The sequence below is a fragment of the uncultured Gilvimarinus sp. genome, from assembly GCF_963975215.1.
Taxonomy (GTDB): Bacteria; Pseudomonadota; Gammaproteobacteria; order Pseudomonadales; family Cellvibrionaceae; genus Gilvimarinus.
The window spans coordinates 442,133-461,666 of the sequence record NZ_CAXBFW010000001.1; the positions used below are offsets into that span (position 1 = coordinate 442,133).

A 19,534-nucleotide genomic window follows, 5' to 3' on the forward strand; every position below is an offset into this window, starting at 1 on the left:
CAGCGGCGAGGCTCTGCACAATAGTTAACGAGACTCGCCACACCATCACATCAATTTGGAAGATTACGATTAAGAGGAATTTATCATGGCTACGCAAAGCGGTAAGTCAAGTAGAACGAGTAATTCAACCAATGCAGAAGGAGTTTCCATGTCTGAAGCAATGGATCAAGTTAAGCAAGCCACCTCTAGTGTTTACGATGCCGTCGGTTCGATCGGCTCTGCCGGTGCGGCTGAGGCACGCCTGAAAATGGAGGAGGGCAAGGTTCGTGCGCGCGAGTACGGCGACCAAGCTGAAAACTTCGTACGCGAACGTCCATTAGTCACCGTGGGTGTCGCCTTTGCCGCCGGTTGGTTGGTGTCGCGCTTGATGAAGTCATCTAGGTAGCGCGGGCAACAATGACCGAGCAGAGAAAAGATGAGAGCGGGGCCAGTAAGCCCCGCTCAATCGATTCTGAAGAGCGGGTAGAGCAAACTGCTGGAGAGCAAGCTTCAGAAGATGTTGTTACCAGCCGCCTCGCCGAAGAGTTTCACAATGCCGTTGCTATAGGCGATGGTGTGATGGGGTATCTCAAAAGTTACTCAGAGTTGCTGGGGTTAGAATTAGCTTTGGCACTTAAGAGCATTCCCGCACTTGTTGGCAGCTGGTTGCTGCTGCTTCCCGCTATATTGTTAACCTGGCTGAGTCTTTCGGCCTTGGTGGCGTGGGTTGGCTACAGTGCCAGCGGTATCCCCGTTATTGGCTTTTTGGTGCTGTTTGTCATGCAGGTGCTACTGCTGGTTGCTATGTGGTTTAGCGTAAAGCGTTACCGCAGACGGCTGACCTTACCGGAGTCTAGGCAACAGCTAAAAACGTTTATTCAAGGGGTGCGTAATGAGTTTAGCGAAAAAAGTGCAGCAAAAAAGCCTGAAACTGAGCGCTCGCAGGAAAGCCCTCAATGATATGTTGGTGACGGAGTACGGTGAGGTTGACCGCCGGGCGTTGTTTTGGGGAGCGGTAGCCAGCGCATTGGTCGCTGGTTTTTTGGTTGAACGTATTGCCCCGACACATAATGTTCCACGCAAATTGCTGCGTTACAGCGGTTTAACACCCTGGAGCCTGTTTTTATAGCGGGAATTAAAGTGAGGGTGTTTTTACTGGATTGGGTAAGGTTTGTTCGTCAAAGCCGGTTGAAGCTCGGATGTTTCGGCAAACGAGCTCGTTCATCTGGCTGGCGGCGATGCCCAAAAGGGATTGCCGTTCTGCGTGAATGCCTCTGATTGGTCTCTGCGAAGCCATACCACTAGTTGCCTTTATAGCGTCAGTGTGGCGGCTACTGAGGGAGTGAGGAAGGTGGGCGGGCTACTGCATTTGATGGTTCGACCGCTCCCTTCCTGACAGTGGCCTCTAGGCGCGGGGTTGGCCGCGGAAGAGGTTTTGACCGACAAGCCGTAGGCGATCTAGTAGGTTGCGGGGCGTTGTTGCCAGACCTTGCTGATGAGAGTTGTGGCGCGATAGTTGATCGGCGCCTAAAGAATCTGCACTGCCTAGCCCGGCTAAATAGGTTAGTGTTTTGTGGCTGGCGGGGCCGTTGGGTGAGTGAGTCATAACATTACCTCTCTTAGACTGCATACGTGGTGGGCGGTAACGCTACTGCCCCTATTTGGTAATTGTGGTCAAGCAAGGTTTGTGCCATCAGTGTTAGGGCTGGTCATCCACGCTAAAGCGCGGGTATTGCTGGCGCCTTAGATAGAACAGAAAAAATACTACTGGCCAGTGGGCGAAACCACTGCGCATATTTTGCAAAACGGTGTAGCATTGTCGTCCGAAACCATATCGAGACAGTGTTGTATTAACGGAACCGAGGAAGACTCAGTGGCGCAAATTTTATTGGTTGATGATGATTTAGGGTTTTTAGAGGCAACCACTGAGTTGCTGGAATTACTTCAGCATACCGTGGTAGCGGCAAGCACCGTTGCCGATGCGCAAGCTAAAGCGGCCGGAAGATCCTTTGACCATGTCATTCTTGACCTTATTATGCCCGACGGAAGTGGCCTGCACGTGCTGGATTCGATCAAAAACCGCGAGCAAACTCGCGTTACCCTGGTAACCGGTCACCCGTCCGTAAAATCCATTGTTAAAGATCTATATGGGCCGAATATTTCGTATCTAATCAAACCAATCGATTTGGCGCAGTTACAGTCGCTGTTTGAAGATGACGATGATGTGGGTGAGGCGGATACAGCCCTGTACTTTGGCCATCTGGTGGGCGAGTCGGCACCGATGCAAAAGCTCTATCAGATGATCGAGCGAGTGTCGCAAACCAAGGCGAACGTATTGCTGATGGGCGAGAGCGGTGTGGGTAAAGAGGTGGTGGCATCCGCGATTCATACCGCGAGTAAGCCCAAGGGCAGTTTTGTTCCTGCCAACTGTGGCGCGTTTGCCCGTGACCTGATTAGCAGTGAGTTATTTGGCCACGAGAAAGGCGCCTTTACCGGGGCAACGCACCGCAAGGCCGGTGTGTTTGAGTTGGCTCACGAGGGCACGTTGTTTTTGGACGAAATTACCGAAATGCCTATCGACCAGCAGCCCAACTTACTGCGTGTGCTGGAAACCCATAAAGTAACGCGACTGGGCGCGACCAGTGCGGTTGATATTGACTGTCGGGTGGTATCCGCGACTAACCGAACCGAGGTTGAAATAGCTGAGCAAGGCTGTTTGCGCGAAGATTTGTATTTTCGGCTGGCGGTGTTTCCGATTCATATACCACCGCTGCGTCAGCGAGTGGAAGATATCCCTCTGCTGATCGAGTATTTTTTACAGGCGTTTAACCGCCAATACAAAGCGAGTATTAAACTGGATGCCAAGGATTTGGCGCGGCTACAGGCTTACGATTGGCCGGGCAATGTGCGCGAGTTGCGCCATGCGATTCACCGGGCATTTATTATGGCCGACCCCGATACACAGCTTTTGGTGTTGCCAGATGACTTGTCGTCGCCGTTTTCTAAAGTGGGAGACAATAAAGGTGCCGGTATTACCGTGGGTAAAACGGTAGAGGATGTCGAGCGCGAGCTGATAGAGTCGACTCTGGAGCACCTGGATGGCGATAAGAAAAAAGCCGCCGAGATGTTGGGGGTAAGTCTAAAAACCCTGTACAACCGGTTAAACAGTTACTCGGAGCAGTAATCAGTACACGTCGTGTTAATTGTCTGACGGTTGTTAGAGCGATTAAAAATTTGCAGTAATTACTAGTTTTAAGGTTCTTTATGAGTAGTGACACACAGCGCTTGCTCCATGATGTGCGAAACCCACTCAATAATATCTCGGTCAATGCCGAGCTGGGTAAATTAACCCTTGAGCGTACCGGCGATGTCGAAAAGGCCAGCGCCATCTTTGAACGAATACTGCAGGAGTGTCGCCGCTGCGACACCGTACTTACAGAACTACGCGATCATCTGTCAGTTGAGCCGCGTTCTGACTCAGGCAGTCAAGGAGAGCGCAATTGATTAGCCTGCTTGATAAAAACACCAGAATGCCAGGCCGGCCTTGGTTACTGGTACTGCTGGCACTGGTGGTGTTTTTTGTCGTTAGTATGAGCACTGCATACCGCTCTATCGGGGTGATGCACGAAAACAACCAAAGCATTACCAATACCCTGGAGGTGTTGGCGCTTATTAAAGAATTAAAAACCGAGTTAGTTAACGCCGAGAGCGGCCAACGAGGCTATTTGCTCACTAACGATGGCCAGTACCTCGAGCCGTACCACAAGGCTTTGGCGCAGGTCGACCAATTGTTGGCGTCTTTGTCCGGCGCCACCACCGAGCTCCCGGTACAGTTGACGCGTTTTAAAAACGTATTTGAATTAACGAATCAAAAAATCGATGAGATGCAAGAAACGGTCTCGTTAGTGCATGCCGGTGAGCGTCAGCAGGCGATGAACCGAGTGCGCTCGGATGTCGGCGTGAGCTTAATGCGACAGCTCAGTGAGCTGATGGACGACATGGAAGCCGACGAAATGATGATGTTGTATAAAAATCGTCACGTCGCGCGGCAAGACCGACAGTTTATTTTACAGTCTTTGTTTGCCACTAATATCCTGGGGCTTGTGTTGTCACTGGTTATTTTTGTGGCGGTGTATCGCAGCTCCCGGAGGCTAAACTCCTTGTACGCCCAGATCGAAAAAGCCAACAGCGAGTTGGAAGACAAAGTAGAAGAGCGTACCCTCGTGTTGCAGCAGTACTCGGATGAGCTGCAGCGCAGTAACCGCGAGCTGGAAGAGTTCGCCTTTGTCGCCTCGCACGACCTACAGGAGCCGTTGCGTAAAATTCGCGCTTTTGGTGATCGCCTGCTAAAAAAATACAGTACCGAACTGGGTGATAGTGGCGCCGACTATATTCGCCGCATGCACGCCGCATCGGAGCGTATGTCGCACCTTATTGACGATTTGCTTAGCTTTTCCCGGGTGACGACCCAGCAAAAACCGTTTGAGCTTGTCGCCTTAAACTCGGTGATGGATAGCGTGCTAGAAGACCTTGAATACGCGATTGAGGATACCGGGGCGAGTGTCGAGTTTGGCGAGCTGCCCGAGATTGACGCCGATCAATCGCAAATAAGTCAGGTGTTTATGAACCTGATCGGCAACAGCCTTAAGTTTCGTCGCGAAGGTGTCGCCCCTGTGGTTCGTATTCACTGCGAAGATGTTGCTGACGAAGATGCCCTCGATGATGAGGGCGCCGAGCCGCGTGATTGGTTGCGCCTGGTGTTTAGTGATAACGGCATTGGTTTTGATACCCAGTACAACGATCGGGTGTTCAACCTGTTCCAGCGCTTACACGGACGCGATGAATACGCCGGTACCGGTATCGGTTTAGCCCTGTGTCGAAAAATCGTCGAGCGCCATGGCGGTTCGATCATTGCCGAAAGTGAAGTGGGTGTAGGTACACAATTTATTATTACCTTGCCGAAAACTCAATTTGAGTTGGCAACCATAGAGGAATAACCTTCCATGAATGTAGAAAAGAAGCCTTTGATTATTCTGATGGCGGATGATGACGCCGACGATAGGCTGTTGGCAGAAGAAGCGTTAGTGGAGAGTCGGGTCCTCAATGAGCTGCACTTTGCTGAGGACGGCGTTGAACTGATTGAGTACCTTAAAGGCGAGGGGCAATACGCCGATCGCAGCACGTACCCGTTGCCCGGCTTGATATTACTCGATTTAAATATGCCCAAAAAGGACGGGCGTGAGGCGCTCGCCGAGCTTAAATCTGACCCTGCACTGCGTCGTATCCCGGTGGTGATTTTAACCACCTCGAAAGCCGAAGAGGACATGATTAAAGGCTACGACTTAGGTGCCGCATCCTATATATCTAAACCTGTGACATTTGAGGCGCTGGTCGATTTGATGCGAACTTTGGGTAAATACTGGGTCGAATTTGTCGAGTTACCTTAATCGCTTATGCAAGATGTAAAGCTATTAATCGTCGATGACGATGAAGATGACTTTCTGCTCGCCCAGGATTTGTTGGATGAGATAACCACCGGGCCTTATCAGCTGGATTGGGCCCCGAGTTACGACGCTGGGCGCGAGCAGCTCAGCCGCAATCAACACGATTTGTGCCTGATGGATTATAAACTCGGTGCCCGCGACGGTATCGAGTTGCTGGCTGAGGCGCAGTCGCTGGGGTTTAGCGGGCCTATTATCCTACTCACCGGGATGCATCAGGGCGAGGTGGATATGCAGGCCTTGCAAGCCGGTGCGGTGGATTATCTGGTTAAGGCCAGTCTTACCTCCGAGCAGCTTGCCCGTGCTATTCGCTACGCCTTGGCGCGCCGCGAGATGGAGCGTGAGCGGGTTGAGCGTTTAAAAGCCGAGTCGGAGAATCGCTCGAAAAGCGAATTCCTTGCGCACTTAAGCCACGAGCTGCGCACACCTTTATCGGCGATTTTGGGTTTTACCGAGTTATTACTGACCAACAGTAAAGACGCTGAATCCTCCGGGCATTTACGTGTCGTGCACCGCAATGGTAAGCACTTGCTGGGCCTTTTGAACGATATTCTGGATCTATCCAAAATTGAGGCAGGCAAGCTAGAGTTAGAGCCGCAGCAGGTGTATTTGTCATCATTTTTAACGGATATCTATTTTTTGATGCGCGGCGCGGCCGTGGATAAAAACTTAGAGCTGTTGATGGAGACGCCCTCGCCATTACCGACTCAAATCGTTACAGACCCCACTCGCCTGCGTCAGGTGCTGCTGAATTTAATTGGCAATGCCATTAAGTTTACCGAAGCCGGCAGTATTACTGTGCGGGTAGAAATGGGTGGCGAGGCAGGCGCGGAGCAACTGCACTTTTGGGTAGTAGACTCTGGTGTGGGTATTACCCTGGCGTCTCAGGCCGAGATATTTCAGCCGTTTGTTCAGGCCAAAGATTCCTATGCGCAATCGCAAGCCGGTACCGGCCTGGGGCTGGCTATTAGCCGGCAACTGGTTGAGCGCCTGGGCGGCGCGATTGAGGTGAGCAGCACTCCGGGCGAGGGCAGCACTTTCAGCTTTTATATTAATGTCGGCGCAGTGCCGTTAGAGGTGCGCGAAACCTTTTCGTTGGAAGTTGACGTGGAGCGCGAACCGTTAAGCGAGATCCCCCAATTGGCGGGTCGAGTGCTGGTGGTTGACGACCTGCGGGATATTCGGTTGCTGATTGGTCACTTTGTCAAAATAACCGGTGCCGAGGTTAGCTACGCGCAAAACGGGGCAGAGGCGATAGAGCGTATCCAAGAGCAACAGCAAAAGGGCGAACCCTATGATTTGGTGCTTATGGATATTCATATGCCGGTTATGGGGGGGCACGAAGCGGCCCAGACCCTGCGGCAACAGGACCATACCACACCGCTGGTGGCTCTTACCGCCGCCCATATGAAGGGCGATATGGATGCCTGTTTGGCCTCGGGCTTTAATGCGTATCTAAGCAAGCCGGTGGATCAGGCTCAATTGTATACGCTGCTATTGCGCCACTTAGAGGTTACCGCCGCGCTAAGCACTGCGCCCTCAGGCGCAGGTGATAGCGGCGCTGAGCGGCCGGTTATTATGCTGGTTGAAGATAACCCGGATGCCTTGCTGGCGACCCGCGGTTTGCTCGAGCTGCTGCAGTGGCGGGTAGTGGGGGCAAAGGATGGCGCTGAGGCCTTGTCGTTGTTACTGGAAGAGACGCCTAAGATAATTTTGCTGGACGCTAATTTACCGGATGTGGACGGCTACCAGTTGGCGCAACGCTGCCGTATGTTGCAGCCCAATGCCCGGCTGGTGCTTGCCAGTGGCGACCCACTCGATGAGGCTCGTGCCAAGCAGAGTGGCATCGAGTCCGGTTTGTTAAAACCGCTGTCTTTGGCCGATTTAGAGCGAGTGCTGGGCTAGCTCGCCAAGAAATTACTGGCTATTGGCAGTGTTTATGCTAAAAACAATATGACGCCGGAATAATTAACGTATATTTGTAAGTTGCTGGATCTGGCGTGTAAAAGTTGCAAGAAAATCTAAAGATGTATCCTGCCGAGCCTTTGCAACACGCCTATTGTGGCCATTTACTAAGTTGGCATGGTTCACGCATAGGTTAAAGTACGCAACGTTCGAGTAGGGTTTGAAGTTACGCAAGCAAGCCATACGACAGGTGCGACTAAGAAAACAGCCAATACCAAGGAGCAAAAAATGAACGCGATTAAACGTTTACTGTTACTTATGATGATTACGGCCCCACTGATGGCGTGCGACACCAATGATGGTGGTGCTGAGCAACTGGGCGAAAGTCTGGACAACGCTGCAGAAGATACCAAAGATGCAATGGAAGATGCCGGCGATAAAGTCAGTGATGGCGTGGAAGATGCCTGTGAAGAAGTGTCGGGCGAAAACTGTTAAGCTAGCCATTGCCGATATTGCTTAGGCAGTATCACGCGATACCAAAAGCGGTGGCGTACGTTAAGTGCGCCACCGCTTTTTTATGCTTACCCCCAAAACTCTCGGCCCCCGAATACCTATACAGTTAGCGTGAAGCTTATCAGCGTTTGATTTAAACCACAGTGAGATTTGTTATGACCTTTGCTTGTCGCACCCTATGGCGCCCGGTGTTTGCCCTATTGATGATGTTCATTGTTGCTTCGCCGATATCGGCAATGCCCGGTCTAGGCCTTGATATTGGCAGTGACTCATCGTCATCACAGCAGGGCAGTGAAAACTCATCGTCCGCAGCTTGTGAGGGGCAAGAGTGCGATGCCGGCAGCGAAGGGTCGCGCTCGCAGGCCGTTGACGTCGATCATGTTATCAATGTCGACGAGGTAACCCAGAGTTGGGAAAGTGGTGTTGAGGGCTTGTTAGACCGTCTCGGCTTTGAGTCGAGCGCATCAGATCGCTGGGTGGCTATTGGGCTGATTGTGCTGGTGGCTATTGTCGTATTCTTTTTTGTTCTTTGGGCGGTTAAAAAACTATTCAGAAAGCTCCACGCCGCGCGTAAGCGATTTCGGTTTAACCATAAGCGCTTAAGTTTTTATCACCGACTAATCAACATCCTTGCGTTTTTATTTATATTTATCTTCGCTGGCCTAGCGGTAATGGCGGTTGGTGGAGACGGTTCTACCAAACTCACCATTAGCCAGACGGTGGCTTCCTGGTTCGAGAGTTTATTCAGCTTTTTAATTGCCCTCATTTTTGCGGTCATCTTGTTTGAGGTAATCTCTGCCGCTCTAGAGCATTATTTTTACCGCCTGGAAAAACGTGGCAGTTCACGCATTAACACCTTGGTGCCAATTGCACGCAATGTTCTTTATGGTGTGGTATTGGTCATTTTTGGCATCACCGTTATTGCGGAGCTCGGGATCGATGTAACTCCGCTGCTGGCGGGTGCCGGTGTTGTGGGTGTGGCGATTGGGTTTGGCGCTCAGGCACTGATTAAAGACGTGTTAAACGGCTTTATTATTATTGTCGAGGATTTAATACAGGTGGGTGATGTCGCCGCCGTGGGCGGAAAAACCGGCTTGGTCGAGAAGATTACCCTGCGTAAAGTACAGCTGCGTGACTTAGACGGCCGGGTGTATACAGTGCCCTTTAGTGAGATCACGGTGGTAGAGAACTACACCAAACACTTTAGCTACTATATGTTTAACGTGGGTATCGCCTATCGCGAGAGCCCCGATGAAGTCATTGATGTACTAAAAAGCATTAGTGCAGAGCTGGAAAAAGACGACGACTTTAAAGAGTTAATTCTTGAGCCCCTTGAGGTGCTTGGGGTTGATGCGTTTGCCGACAGCGCGATTGTCATCAAAGCGCGTATTAAAACGCTGCCTATTCAACAGTGGAAGGTGGGGCGCGAGTTTAACCGCCGGATGAAATACGCCTTTGACGAGCATAATATTGAAATACCTTTCCCGCATCAGACCTTGTATTTTGGCGAGGACAAAGACGGCAGTGCGCCACCTGCGCGGTTAATGGTCGAGCGTATAACCGATGCCGATGATGCTCTGCAAGCCAATGCCGATAACGATGAACCGTCAGGCGACGCGGCTGATTCTGGGTCGGGTAAAAAGCACGATCGTTCACCCACTGCCAAGCGAGGCGCGCAGCAACCATCGTCAGACGATGATCCTGCGGAGGAAGCGGATGGTGGCGAGGGGCGATAAGCCCCTTGCGGGGCAGGCTGGTATCGGTAAACAGCGATGCGCTTTGCGGTGTTAGTGCTCGCCCACAAAGCGCTTGGCCAGAGCGTGAAACTTGTCGTTTTCGGTCCAGGCCGAGCCATCGGGTAGCCGGTAGCGTGCTAAGCCTGCGTCGCTGTAGTCGACACCGACCCCTGGGGTGGAGTTCATTTGGTAGTGTCCGTCAACCACGATGGCCGGGTTACTAAAAACGCCCTCATGGACGCTGCGCTCTGGTTCTTCCACAAACTCTAAAATATCCGGTGTACCCTTAATGTTGGTGTGACCGAATAGCGCGTGCTGCAGCGCCTGGACATTCCGCATGCCCTCGCATAAGCCAATGCCCCCGGTGTGCGGGCAAATGCGAACATCGCGGCCCTGCTGCCGAGCATGTTGCGCCAATAGTAAAATCGCCAGGTTATCGGCGATGCCGGCAACGCGCGAGTAATCCATCTGAATGACCTCGATGGAACAGGTTAATTCGTGCTCAAAGCGCCCGAGGTTGGCAAACAGTAAATCTTTAAATACCACCGGTGATGCGCCTTGTTCTCCGGTAGATAAAGGCACCTCCAGCGGTGGCTCGTAATCGGTAAAAGCCAGTTGTAGCGAGTGTTGTATCGCCAAGTGGGCCATGGCGCTGTGTGGTGTTGTGGGCTCTTCAAACCAAACTATTTTATAGTCGGGGTTAAGCTTGTATAGCTCTTTGCCGAGGTGGCCAATAAAAACCACGGCCGAGCGCACATCAAATACCTGATTGCTGTCCACAGCAATTTGCAACGGCTGATGACGGCGATCATAGTGCTCGATGGTTTCAAATACGGCGCGCAAGCGGATCACATCGTCATCGGCCGCCTCTTTTGCAAGCTGGTCAAGCTGGCCGCGGTTTGGTGTTTGATTTTGCTCGGTTAATTGCAGGCGGCGTTGGGCAAAGCTAGCCCCTACCTTTATTTTTATTTGTGGCCAGCGCCGGTCGATCATTAGGCGGGTTTGAGCTTGCAGCTGTTCGATACTGATGCCGCTCCAGCCGGCGGTGTTATAGGCGAGTAAGCCGCGCTGGTATACCCGTTCAATCCGCTGGGCCAAGCCGTGTTGCGCGTTTTGCAGCAGTGTCAGGGCATCGGCAGGGGTTAAAGCATCGCTAATATGCTCAAAGTCGACACAGGCAATCAGTTGTTCGGGTTGCATCTGGGCCAGTACATGCCACGCGGGCTTTTGTTGATGCTTTGCCAGCAGATCCCACAAGCCGTTAATAATGGCGCCTATGGCCATGCGTGACATACCGACGGCTCCGAGCCAGCAGTAGTCAGAATCTTGCAGCATCCTTTGGCACAAACGGCCGAAATTAGTGCCCTCGTGTAAGGTGTCGACTCTGATAGGGGAGTCGCTGGCAAGCAAAAAACGCGTGGCAAACTGCTCGGTGAGCTGACACATTTCTTTTAAGCCATAACCATTGGTAAAGATAATGCTGCTGCCGCTTAAACGGCTGTCGCTGGTGGTAATTTGTAAATAAACATTGGCATACGTCGGGCCACCCTGGGCGATATTGCGGGCGTCGCCACCAAAGCCAGTAGGTGGTGCCGCAACCGGGGTGACTTGAACGGACTGGATGGTGATCATGTCGCTTTGCCTCCTGATGACCGCTATATAAATAGGGTGATGAGCGCTACTATTAATGGCCTTGATTAAAATAGTGTTAACAGCCTGCTATATAGCATAGCAGCTGGCCCACAAGACGACGCCCCTGCCGCAAGAAGGGGCGACGTTACAGGGGCGACGATAACAGCGACCACAAGAGAGAGCTTTATGTTACACAATGCGCTGATTTATTTATGTGCGGCTATTATTGCCGTGCCTTTGGCTAAGCGGTTAGGGCTGGGCTCGGTGCTGGGGTATTTGATTGCCGGTGTGCTCATCGGCCCCTATGCGCTTAGCTTGGTGGGCGATCAGACCGACGTGATGCATGTGGCCGAGTTCGGTGTGGTTATGATGCTGTTTTTAATCGGCCTTGAGCTACAGCCTGCGCGCTTGTGGGCGCTGCGCCGGCCCATTTTGGGCTTGGGTGGCCTGCAGGTTACCCTGACGGCGGCATTGCTGACGGTCATTACCGTTGTGGTCAGTGACCTTAGCTGGAAGAGCGCGCTGGCGATTGGTTTGGCGCTCGCGCTGTCATCCACGGCCATTGTGTTGCAGTCGATGACCGAGCGGGGCCTGTTAAAAACGCCGGCCGGCTCCAATAGTTTTTCAGTCTTGCTGTTTCAGGATGTGGCCATTATCCCAATCCTGGCGCTTTTGCCGCTGTTGAGCAGTGCCAGTGGCAGCCCCGAAGCGATGACCCCGGACGCGAATTTTATTGCCCGCTTATCGGCGCCGCTGCGGGTTATGGTCAGTGTCGCCACCATTGCCGCTGTTATATTAGCCGGGCGTTTTTTAGCCGCACCGGTGTTTCGCTGGCTGGCGCAAACCGATAGCCGCGAGATTTTTACCGCCTTTGCGTTATTTATCGTGGTGGCTATTACGGTGTTGATGCAAGGGGTGGGGCTGTCGCCGGCGTTGGGCGCATTTGTGGCGGGTGTGGTGTTAGCCGATTGTGAGTATCGCCATGAAATTGAAGTGGATATCGAGCCGTTTAAAGGGCTGTTGTTGGGGTTGTTTTTTATTACCGTTGGCGCCAGCGTCAATTTTGATGTCTTGCTCGATAAACCACTGCTGATTGCGCTGGCGGTTATCGGCCTTATCGCTCTAAAAGCGGCCGTGCTAATGCTGCTGGCATTGATTTTCAAAATGGGGGTCAAACGCGGCTTATTGTTTTCGCTGGCTCTGGCTCAGGGCGGTGAGTTTGCCTTTGTCATTGTCTCGGCCGCCGGCGGTATGAATGTTTTTACCCCAGAGGTTGGCCAGACGGTAACCGTTATTGTGGCTTTATCCATGCTTATCTCGCCTCTGTTACTGGCCGCTTACGAATGGTTTTTTAGCCGTGCCGGGCAAAACAAGCCAGAGCCTGCCGCGGATACCGATATCGCCCCCACCGATCACGTTATCATCGCCGGTTACGGCCGCTTTGGCCAAATAGTAGGGCGCTTACTGAGCGCACAGGGGTATCGGTTGACGATTCTCGATCATAGCCCCGGCCAGGTCGAGTTGGTGCGCCGCTTTGGCAATAAGGTTTACTACGGCGATGCCTCCCGATCTGACTTACTGCGTGCCGCGGGTGGCGACGAAGCCGCGGTCTTGATTGTCGCCGTGGATGAGCCCGACCGGGCCATGCGCATCGTAACCACCGCGCAAAAGCACTTTCCCCGATTAAAAATATTGGTGCGGGCGATCGACCGCCGCCATGCTTACCAGCTTATTGCGGCAGATGTGGCCGGTTTGCGGCGGGAGACATTTCACTCGGCGCTGGAGCTGGGGGTTGATGCATTAAAAGTACTAGGACAAACCGAACAGGCCGCCGAGCGGGCGGGGCAGTTGTTTGAAGAGCACGACGAAAAATCGCTGCGCAAGCTGGCCAAACTGTGGGGCGACGATAAAAGTTATGGCCGCGCGATTCGCAAAAATCTCGACGAATTGCGCAGGGTGCTGCAGGATGATGCCGGTACAACGCAAGCTGAGGACACTGAAATCCCCGTTAGCGATAAACGTTAAGTGGTGTATTTTCTGTATAACGTAATAGTACCCGGAGATGCATTTGCCGTGTTTTAAAAGGTTACTGTGGCTGCTTGTATTATTGCCTGTGCTGAGCAACGTCGCGCAGGCCCAAGTGCTGCAGAAGCTTGCCGATAACAGCGTTCAGGCACCCGTATAGCCACTAGACATAAAGAATGCCATCTTGGCTTGCGCCGTGAACGCCGGTTACATAATTGCCCGCCCCGACTTTCTTTTATCTGAGTTTGCCCGCGCCCTCGCCGCCTTTAGGGAACCCCCTGTTGTTCAGTTGTACGCATCAATAAGATGTCGCTCGGGCACCTCAATATCGGGCAATATCTTTGTATCCCATTGAAATTTATAGATTATTTGGCTTTTTTATGGGCTGGTGTTAGAGCGTAAAAGGGGCGTTCGGCATGGTTAAGGCCTTAATTGTGAATGGCTTGGCGGTAAATCTTTGTAATATTTTGTTGTAATCGGTTACATTTTTGTGGAGAATACCGCGACGATAAAGGCAATTATCGTATAAAAAGATAACAGTCTGGTATGCCCGTTTGCCCACCTGGCTTTGGTTGCTCCTCAGCCAGCCTAGTGAGCAAAGGCCAATAAAATATAAAAGAGGCAAGTCATGAGAAAAACACTCCCTAATCAGCGAGTTCTGTCCACCTGGATTACGGCACTGTCCCTGACGGCAACTGCCAGTGTGGTTCAGGCCCAACAAACGTCCGATGAGCAACTGCTACTTGAAGAGGTTGTTGTACGCGGTATTCGCAGCTCTCAAGAGGCGGCGGTTGACGTAAAACGCGACTCCAAAGTGATTGTCGATTCCATCGTTGCCGAAGACATCGGTAAGCTGCCCGACGTAACCATTGCGGATTCATTGCAGCGTGTAACCGGGGTGCAAATTCAGCGCACGGCCGGTGAAGGCACAAGCCTGAATGTGCGCGGTATGCCGCAGGTGCTCACCACCCTAAATGGCGAGCAGTTTTTAAGCCCCTGGTCGATTACCGACGTAGGCGCTAATTACGGTGATATTCCCGCCTCCATGATCTCTGGTGTGGATGTTTATAAATCGCAAAGTGCGGGCTTGTCTGCCGGCGGTATCTCGGGTGTTATCGATTTAAAAACCCGTCGCCCGCGCAACCTTGAGCAGGGCTGGACCGCGGTTGGCAGCGCAGAGGTATCGCAGGGCTCGATTACCGAGGAAGACAACTACAACACCAATGCGTTTGTGGGATATAACGGCGACCGGTTTGGTTTTACGTTGGGTGCTTTTAAGTCCAACTCTAATGCGGCCAATTACCAGATTTGGGAAGATGCCCGCCTGGGCTTTGTTAATGCCGGCGGTGATCCGTTGGATTTGAATGGCAATGGTGATTTAAACGATCGCTACTTAGTGCCCGGTGGTTATGGTGTTAGCGCATTTGTGATGGAGCGCGAGCGCGAAGGTTTTGCCGGTTCACTGCAGTTTGATATTAACGATGCCATGCAGCTGACGGCCGATGTGTTTTACACCAAAATGGATCAGTATGATCGTGGTGTGCGCACGCAGTTTAATGGCAGTAACAGTGACAATTACGATGTCTTACGCCCAGGTACGCAAAGCCAGATCGAAGCGGTTGTGCCCGCCGAAGGCGAGACCCCTGAACGTGTGATTAACTCGGTACAGGTGGCGGTGGTTGAAGCCCCCGATTTTCAGGCGACAACGCAAAGCAAACAAAATCATACCGATGCGATCAACGCTAATCTGGAGTTTAGCTACGATAACGGTGGCCCCTTCACGGGCTCGGTTCGTTATATTCACGCTGAGGCTGAAAAGAACTACGCTAACGCGACCTTCCAGCAGGGCACGCCCGAGTGGTACTGGGTCGATGAAGACGGTGATGGCCAGGATGACCCGGTTGACCCTTTCTGGGTAACCGTTGATTACCGGGAAGATTACCCTACCTTCCAGTTTGAGGATGACCTGTCGAGTACCGATCGTCTCAACTTATTTCAGGCGTTCGCCGATGGTACCGACGATGAAGCGACGCTTGATGCTTTGCGCGCCGATGGCTCGTACGAGTTTGATTTTGCCGGCTTTACCTCGGTGGACTTTGGGGTTCGTTATGGTCGCCGCGATGTCGACCACACCCGCTTTATTTATATGACGCCAACCGGCTACTACTCCACTTGGGCAGACTCTAACGTGCCAGAAGAGTTGTGGTACGAGCCGCTGCCCGGCGATTTTGTTTGGCAGCAGTACCCGGACTGGAACGACTTTAAGGGTAATGCCGATTTGGGTATTGCGCCCTACGATGAACTGCGCGAACAGCTTATCTCCTACAATGACTTTGGCCCGTTTGGTGGTTGGGGCGACGGTGTTGCCGCATTGGACCCCGAGAGTCTGGATGATTTGAACGGGTTTATGAACTTTGTTTATCCGGGGGCGCAAAAGTTTGCCGACCCATCGCGTGCTTACTCGGTGGTGGAAGAAGAAACCTCAGGTTACGCTCAATTTAATTTTGAAAATATGGATGGCATTTTCGGCGTTCCCTTCGACGGTAATGTTGGTGTGCGTGTGGTCGAAACCAGCCGCGAGGTCGTCAACAGTGTTTACGATCAGGGCGCGGTTCCGGAAGAGGGCACCTATTACGGTGGCGGCTATCCGGCCACCTATGGTCAGCCGCAAGGTTGGCAGGTGATGTACAAAGTGCTTGGCACCGAAACTACCGAGACTTCATTTACCGATGTACTGCCCTCGGCCAATATCAACTTTTACCCACGCGAAGACGTAATCGTCCGCTTCGGTTATGCCGAAACTATGTCGCGCAACGACTTAGTGAATGTGGGGGAAGGTGAGTCGCTCTGGTATCAGGAGTATCGCGTGTATACCCCGGATGGCAATCAGGTCGACGAGAACGGCGAAGCTTACAAAGTTGTCACCAGCCCAGGCGGTGGTAACGATCAGGGTAACCCGTATATCGATCCGTGGCGTGCCAACAACTACAACATCTCGACTGAGTGGTACTTTGGCGAAGGCGGTATCCTGGGCGCCGGCGTGTTCCTGATCGAAGTCGAGAGCGCCGCACAAACCCTGCAAGAGCAGCGTCAGTACCCGGACTCAGACGGTGTCGTTCGCCGCTCGGCCAACATCTGGACCACCAAAAATGTTCCGGCCTCCGATCTGAAAGGGTTTGAGTTGGGTTATAAGCAGGCGCTGACCTTCTTGCCCGGTATTTTGGTTAACACGGGTATCGAGGCGAACTACACCTACTCTGATAACGACTCGGGTAGTGTCGATCTGGAGGGCAACAGCTTTCCGCTTAATTCCAACTCAGAGCATCAGGCTAACCTCGTGTTGTGGTATCAAGGCGATAAGCTAAGCACTCGGGTTGCCTACAACTGGCGCAGCGATATCTTCCAGGGGCAGGTGGGGTTGAATACCAACGAGGCGCCGATCAGTTTGGGTAACTGGTCAGAGCCCGCCGGGTATTTGGACGCCTCTATTAACTATGACATTAACGATAACGTCGCGGTTTACCTACAAGGCACCAACTTAACCGAGACCGATTATCGCAACTATGCGCAGTTTGAAGATCAGTTCCGCTCTTTGAATGTGCAAGAGCGTCGTGTGGCTTTGGGTATCCGCGCGCGTTTGTAAGCTCTCCGACCCAAAAACTTGTGTAGCATGTACATAGCCTTGTGGGAGTCGGGAAACCGGCTCCCACTTTTTTGTTTTTGCACCTCAGTGCTGCCTGTTTGCAGGTGTTTTTGTGCAACACGCTATAGTATGACTACCACAACTCACTTTTAAGGGCTGTATTCATGTTAAAAACAATAATCGCCACGCTGGCACTTTGCTCGGTGGTTGCGTGTACTCCCGCGTCCGGCAAGCTAACCCCTGCGGCGACATTGCAAACAGAGCAAGGCTTTTCGGGGGAGTCTGTTACGTTGGTGGGCCGCTTCGATCAGCGCACGGATGGGCGCGCGGCGTTTACCTGGCCGGGCACCTCAATGGCGTTTCGGTTCAAAGGCTCAAGTGCTGCCATCCGGCTTGCCAGTACGGCCGATATACGCTTTCTGGTTGAGGTTGACGGCGAGCAATCTGAGCTTTGGGTAAAAGCCGGCGAGGATGATTACGTTTTGGCCTCCCGCCTCGACGACAAACCTCACCACGTGCGCCTGACCCGTTTAGCCGAGTCGTTTTCAGGCGTCACCGCCTTAGCGTCTGATCCTGTCACAGACGGCAAGCTGCTCAACCCGCCCGCACCTTCTTCGCGCCGTTTATTGGTTATTGGTGATTCCATTACCGCCGGCTATGGTGTCGAAGGTACAAATAAAAGTTGCAGTTACTCGCAGGCAACTAGTTCGCCGGTTTTGGCTTATGCTGGCGTTGCGGCCCGGCAGCTTAACGCCGATATCCATACCATTGCCTGGTCGGGTATTGGTGTATGGCGCTCATACGGCGAAGACACACCCCAAGCCCCAAGCATTGCCGAGCGCCGCCTGCTAACTCTGGGTGACGACTTTGACAGTGAGTGGGATGTTTCTCGCTATCGCCCCGATGCCATTATTATTGCCATCGGCACTAACGATTTTTGGCAGGGCAGTGCGCCGGGCTACCGCGCGGCGATGGGCGAATTCGTGTCGCAAGTACAAATCGACTACCCCGAGCGACCCATTTATTTAATGGTAAGCCCAATGCTCTCGGGCGACGCCCGCGCGGCGCAGCAAGCCGACCTTGAGGCTATTGCCTCTGGCCAGGTTGAGGTTGTCGATTTGGGTAAAATTGAACCTGACGATGGTTACGGCTGTGATTATCACCCCAATGTTGTCACGCAAAAACGCTTGGCAGATAAGTTAGTTAAGATCTTGAACAGCGATTTAGGTTGGTGAGTTAGGCGGCTTGATTCGCTCTTTGAAAAAAAGCCGCTATCCGAGAAGATAGCGGCTTTTTGTGTGGTGGGCGAGCCACATGGATGTGGCGGATGATGATTCTGCAGGAGCAAGTATCGACCTTCCCAGAGTGGACTCGGCACGTCCTGTGCCTCGGGCTTTGCCCGCCGTCGCTAAGCTCCCGCGCCCAAATTTGATCCTGTCAAATTTGTGAACTGGGGGCCTGCCCCGACTTATATGAGAAGGTGAGTCGGATGCTCTAACCAACTGAGCTAAAGGTCAATAAAAAAGCCGCTATCCGAAAAGATAGCGGCTTCCTATATGGTGGGCCTTCCCAGACTTGAACTGGGGACCTGCCGATTATGAGTCGGATGCTCTAACCAACTGAGCTAAAGGCCCTTAAACTTGTCTTTTGTGCCCAGAGGGGCGTCGCGTGCTCGAAACTTTCAGTCATGTACTTGGGTGTACACTCCTTCAAGTTTCTGTGCGGCTCCTACCTCTGAACCCAAAATCCTGCGTTTAAACTTGATTTTTTGCCCCCTGAGCTGCGTTGAGTGCTTGACCGCCATGGATGGCGGAAGTGCCGTTTTTGCCTGGAGCTTTAAACGGCCGCCATCCTCAGTCACATATTAATATATGCTCTTTGCGGGTGGCTCCCAAGCGCCTTGTCAGAGGCCAAAATCTACTGCGTTCAGTAGTAATGTTCTTTTTTCGTAGTGAATAATAAACCGTTCACCGTCCCGGAGCGGCATTATAGCCGCCCCAACACTCCTGTAAATCCCTTACTCGTCTAAAAAGCTGCGCAGGTGATCGGAGCGCGAGGGGTGGCGCAGTTTGCGCAGTGCCTTGGCTTCGATCTGGCGAATACGCTCACGGGTAACGTCGAACTGTTTGCCCACTTCCTCGAGGGTGTGGTCGGTGTTCATGTCGATACCAAAGCGCATGCGCAGTACTTTTGCTTCACGGGCGGTAAGGCCCGAGAGTACTTCGCGGGTCGATTCGGTTAGGCCGACGCTGGTGGCGGATTCTACCGGTGAGACGATGGTGCTGTCTTCAATAAAGTCGCCCAGATGCGAGTCTTCGTCGTCGCCGATTGGCGTCTCCATGGAGATAGGTTCTTTGGCGATTTTAAGCACCTTGCGAACTTTATCTTCTGGCATTTCCATGCGCTCGCCCAGCTCCTCTGGGGTGGGCTCGCGACCCATCTCTTGAAGCATTTGGCGCGATACGCGGTTGAGCTTGTTGATGGTCTCGATCATGTGCACCGGGATACGGATGGTGCGGGCCTGATCCGCAATCGAGCGGGTAATGGCCTGACGAATCCACCAGGTGGCGTAGGTCGAGAACTTGTAGCCGCGACGGTAT

The 19,534-nt window shown here is 52.6% G+C and carries 15 protein-coding genes and 1 tRNA gene; 13 read left to right on the forward strand and 3 right to left on the reverse strand.

Translation table 11 applies throughout. The features are described from left to right. Positions 1-148: 148 nt before the first annotated feature. The 10 genes from AAC019_RS01820 (at position 149) to AAC019_RS01865 (ending at position 9,634) form a co-directional block, all read left to right on the forward strand. Positions 149-385 (forward strand): hypothetical protein, encoded by a 237-nt coding sequence (locus AAC019_RS01820; RefSeq protein WP_339896843.1) that lies wholly within the window; start codon positions 149-151, stop codon positions 383-385. An 11-nt stretch (positions 386-396) separates the two neighbouring features. Beyond that, the gene (locus tag AAC019_RS01825) at positions 397-939 is read left to right on the forward strand and encodes a TMEM14 family protein (RefSeq protein WP_339896844.1); all 543 of its coding nucleotides are present in this window, start codon (positions 397-399) and stop codon (positions 937-939) included. A 1-nt stretch (position 940) separates the two neighbouring features. Beyond that, entirely contained in the window at positions 941-1,108 is a 168-nt protein-coding gene (locus AAC019_RS01830; RefSeq protein WP_339896845.1) for a hypothetical protein, read from the forward strand. Between the two features lie 744 nt (positions 1,109-1,852). After that, positions 1,853-3,163, forward strand: coding sequence for a sigma-54 dependent transcriptional regulator (locus AAC019_RS01835; RefSeq protein WP_339896846.1), 1,311 nt, complete (start codon positions 1,853-1,855; stop codon positions 3,161-3,163). A gap of 80 nt (positions 3,164-3,243) precedes the next feature. Beyond that, positions 3,244-3,483, forward strand: a complete 240-nt coding sequence (locus tag AAC019_RS01840; RefSeq protein WP_339896847.1) for a histidine kinase dimerization/phospho-acceptor domain-containing protein — start codon at positions 3,244-3,246, stop codon at positions 3,481-3,483. Further along, a complete protein-coding gene (locus AAC019_RS01845) occupies positions 3,480-4,976 on the forward strand; it encodes a CHASE3 domain-containing protein (protein ID WP_339896848.1) in 1,497 nt (498 codons plus the stop codon). Before AAC019_RS01840 ends, AAC019_RS01845 begins: the two co-directional genes overlap by 4 nt. A 6-nt stretch (positions 4,977-4,982) precedes the next feature. Then, on the forward strand, positions 4,983-5,426 hold the full coding sequence (locus tag AAC019_RS01850) for a response regulator (RefSeq protein ID WP_339896849.1): 444 nt from the start codon (positions 4,983-4,985) through the stop codon (positions 5,424-5,426). Between the two features lie 6 nt (positions 5,427-5,432). Further along, positions 5,433-7,385, forward strand: coding sequence for a response regulator (locus AAC019_RS01855; RefSeq protein WP_339896850.1), 1,953 nt, complete (start codon positions 5,433-5,435; stop codon positions 7,383-7,385). Between the two features lie 288 nt (positions 7,386-7,673). Beyond that, positions 7,674-7,880 carry a hypothetical protein gene (locus AAC019_RS01860; RefSeq protein ID WP_339896851.1) on the forward strand — a complete coding sequence of 69 codons (207 nt, stop codon included), beginning with the start codon at positions 7,674-7,676 and terminating at the stop codon, positions 7,878-7,880. 173 nt (positions 7,881-8,053) lie between these two features. Beyond that, the gene (locus tag AAC019_RS01865) at positions 8,054-9,634 is read left to right on the forward strand and encodes a mechanosensitive ion channel domain-containing protein (protein WP_339896852.1); all 1,581 of its coding nucleotides are present in this window, start codon (positions 8,054-8,056) and stop codon (positions 9,632-9,634) included. A 51-nt stretch (positions 9,635-9,685) separates the two neighbouring features. Here AAC019_RS01865 and AAC019_RS01870 read toward each other — a convergent pair whose 3' ends face one another. Continuing rightward, positions 9,686-11,266, reverse strand: a complete 1,581-nt coding sequence (locus AAC019_RS01870; protein WP_339896853.1) for an enolase C-terminal domain-like protein — start codon at positions 11,264-11,266, stop codon at positions 9,686-9,688. A 186-nt stretch (positions 11,267-11,452) separates the two neighbouring features. Between AAC019_RS01870 and AAC019_RS01875 the strand changes: the two genes are divergently transcribed. The 3 genes from AAC019_RS01875 to AAC019_RS01885 all read left to right on the forward strand — a co-directional run bounded on the left by AAC019_RS01875 (position 11,453) and on the right by AAC019_RS01885 (position 18,169). Continuing rightward, positions 11,453-13,291, forward strand: coding sequence for a monovalent cation:proton antiporter-2 (CPA2) family protein (locus tag AAC019_RS01875; protein WP_339896854.1), 1,839 nt, complete (start codon positions 11,453-11,455; stop codon positions 13,289-13,291). 628 nt (positions 13,292-13,919) lie between these two features. Then, the gene (locus tag AAC019_RS01880) at positions 13,920-16,934 is read left to right on the forward strand and encodes a TonB-dependent receptor (protein WP_339896855.1); all 3,015 of its coding nucleotides are present in this window, start codon (positions 13,920-13,922) and stop codon (positions 16,932-16,934) included. A 164-nt stretch (positions 16,935-17,098) separates the two neighbouring features. Further along, positions 17,099-18,169: an SGNH/GDSL hydrolase family protein gene (locus AAC019_RS01885; RefSeq protein WP_339896856.1), complete on the forward strand. Its 1,071-nt coding sequence runs from the start codon at positions 17,099-17,101 to the stop codon at positions 18,167-18,169. A 322-nt stretch (positions 18,170-18,491) separates the two neighbouring features. Here the strand turns inward: AAC019_RS01885 and AAC019_RS01890 are convergent. Both AAC019_RS01890 and AAC019_RS01895 read right to left on the reverse strand, forming a co-directional pair. Continuing rightward, positions 18,492-18,568 (reverse strand) — tRNA-Ile (locus tag AAC019_RS01890). Positions 18,569-18,951: 383 nt separating this feature from the next. After that, the coding region (locus AAC019_RS01895; RefSeq protein ID WP_339896857.1) for a sigma-70 family RNA polymerase sigma factor at positions 18,952-19,534 on the reverse strand (583 nt) is incomplete at its 5' end.

Excerpts from the sequence above, each read along its gene's own strand:
- AAC019_RS01820 (WP_339896843.1), top strand. The coding sequence starts at position 149 with ATGTCTGAAGCAATGGATCAAGTTAAGCAAGCCACCTCTAGTGTTTAC.
- AAC019_RS01825 (WP_339896844.1), top strand. The coding sequence starts at position 397 with ATGACCGAGCAGAGAAAAGATGAGAGCGGGGCCAGTAAGCCCCGCTCA.
- AAC019_RS01830 (WP_339896845.1), top strand. The coding sequence starts at position 941 with ATGTTGGTGACGGAGTACGGTGAGGTTGACCGCCGGGCGTTGTTTTGG.
- AAC019_RS01840 (WP_339896847.1), top strand. The coding sequence starts at position 3,244 with ATGAGTAGTGACACACAGCGCTTGCTCCATGATGTGCGAAACCCACTC.
- AAC019_RS01850 (WP_339896849.1), top strand. The coding sequence starts at position 4,983 with ATGAATGTAGAAAAGAAGCCTTTGATTATTCTGATGGCGGATGATGAC.
- AAC019_RS01855 (WP_339896850.1), top strand. The coding sequence starts at position 5,433 with ATGCAAGATGTAAAGCTATTAATCGTCGATGACGATGAAGATGACTTT.
- AAC019_RS01860 (WP_339896851.1), top strand. The coding sequence starts at position 7,674 with ATGAACGCGATTAAACGTTTACTGTTACTTATGATGATTACGGCCCCA.
- AAC019_RS01865 (WP_339896852.1), top strand. The coding sequence starts at position 8,054 with ATGACCTTTGCTTGTCGCACCCTATGGCGCCCGGTGTTTGCCCTATTG.
- AAC019_RS01870 (WP_339896853.1), bottom strand. The coding sequence starts at position 11,266 with ATGATCACCATCCAGTCCGTTCAAGTCACCCCGGTTGCGGCACCACCT.
- AAC019_RS01875 (WP_339896854.1), top strand. The coding sequence starts at position 11,453 with ATGTTACACAATGCGCTGATTTATTTATGTGCGGCTATTATTGCCGTG.
- AAC019_RS01880 (WP_339896855.1), top strand. The coding sequence starts at position 13,920 with ATGAGAAAAACACTCCCTAATCAGCGAGTTCTGTCCACCTGGATTACG.
- AAC019_RS01885 (WP_339896856.1), top strand. The coding sequence starts at position 17,099 with ATGTTAAAAACAATAATCGCCACGCTGGCACTTTGCTCGGTGGTTGCG.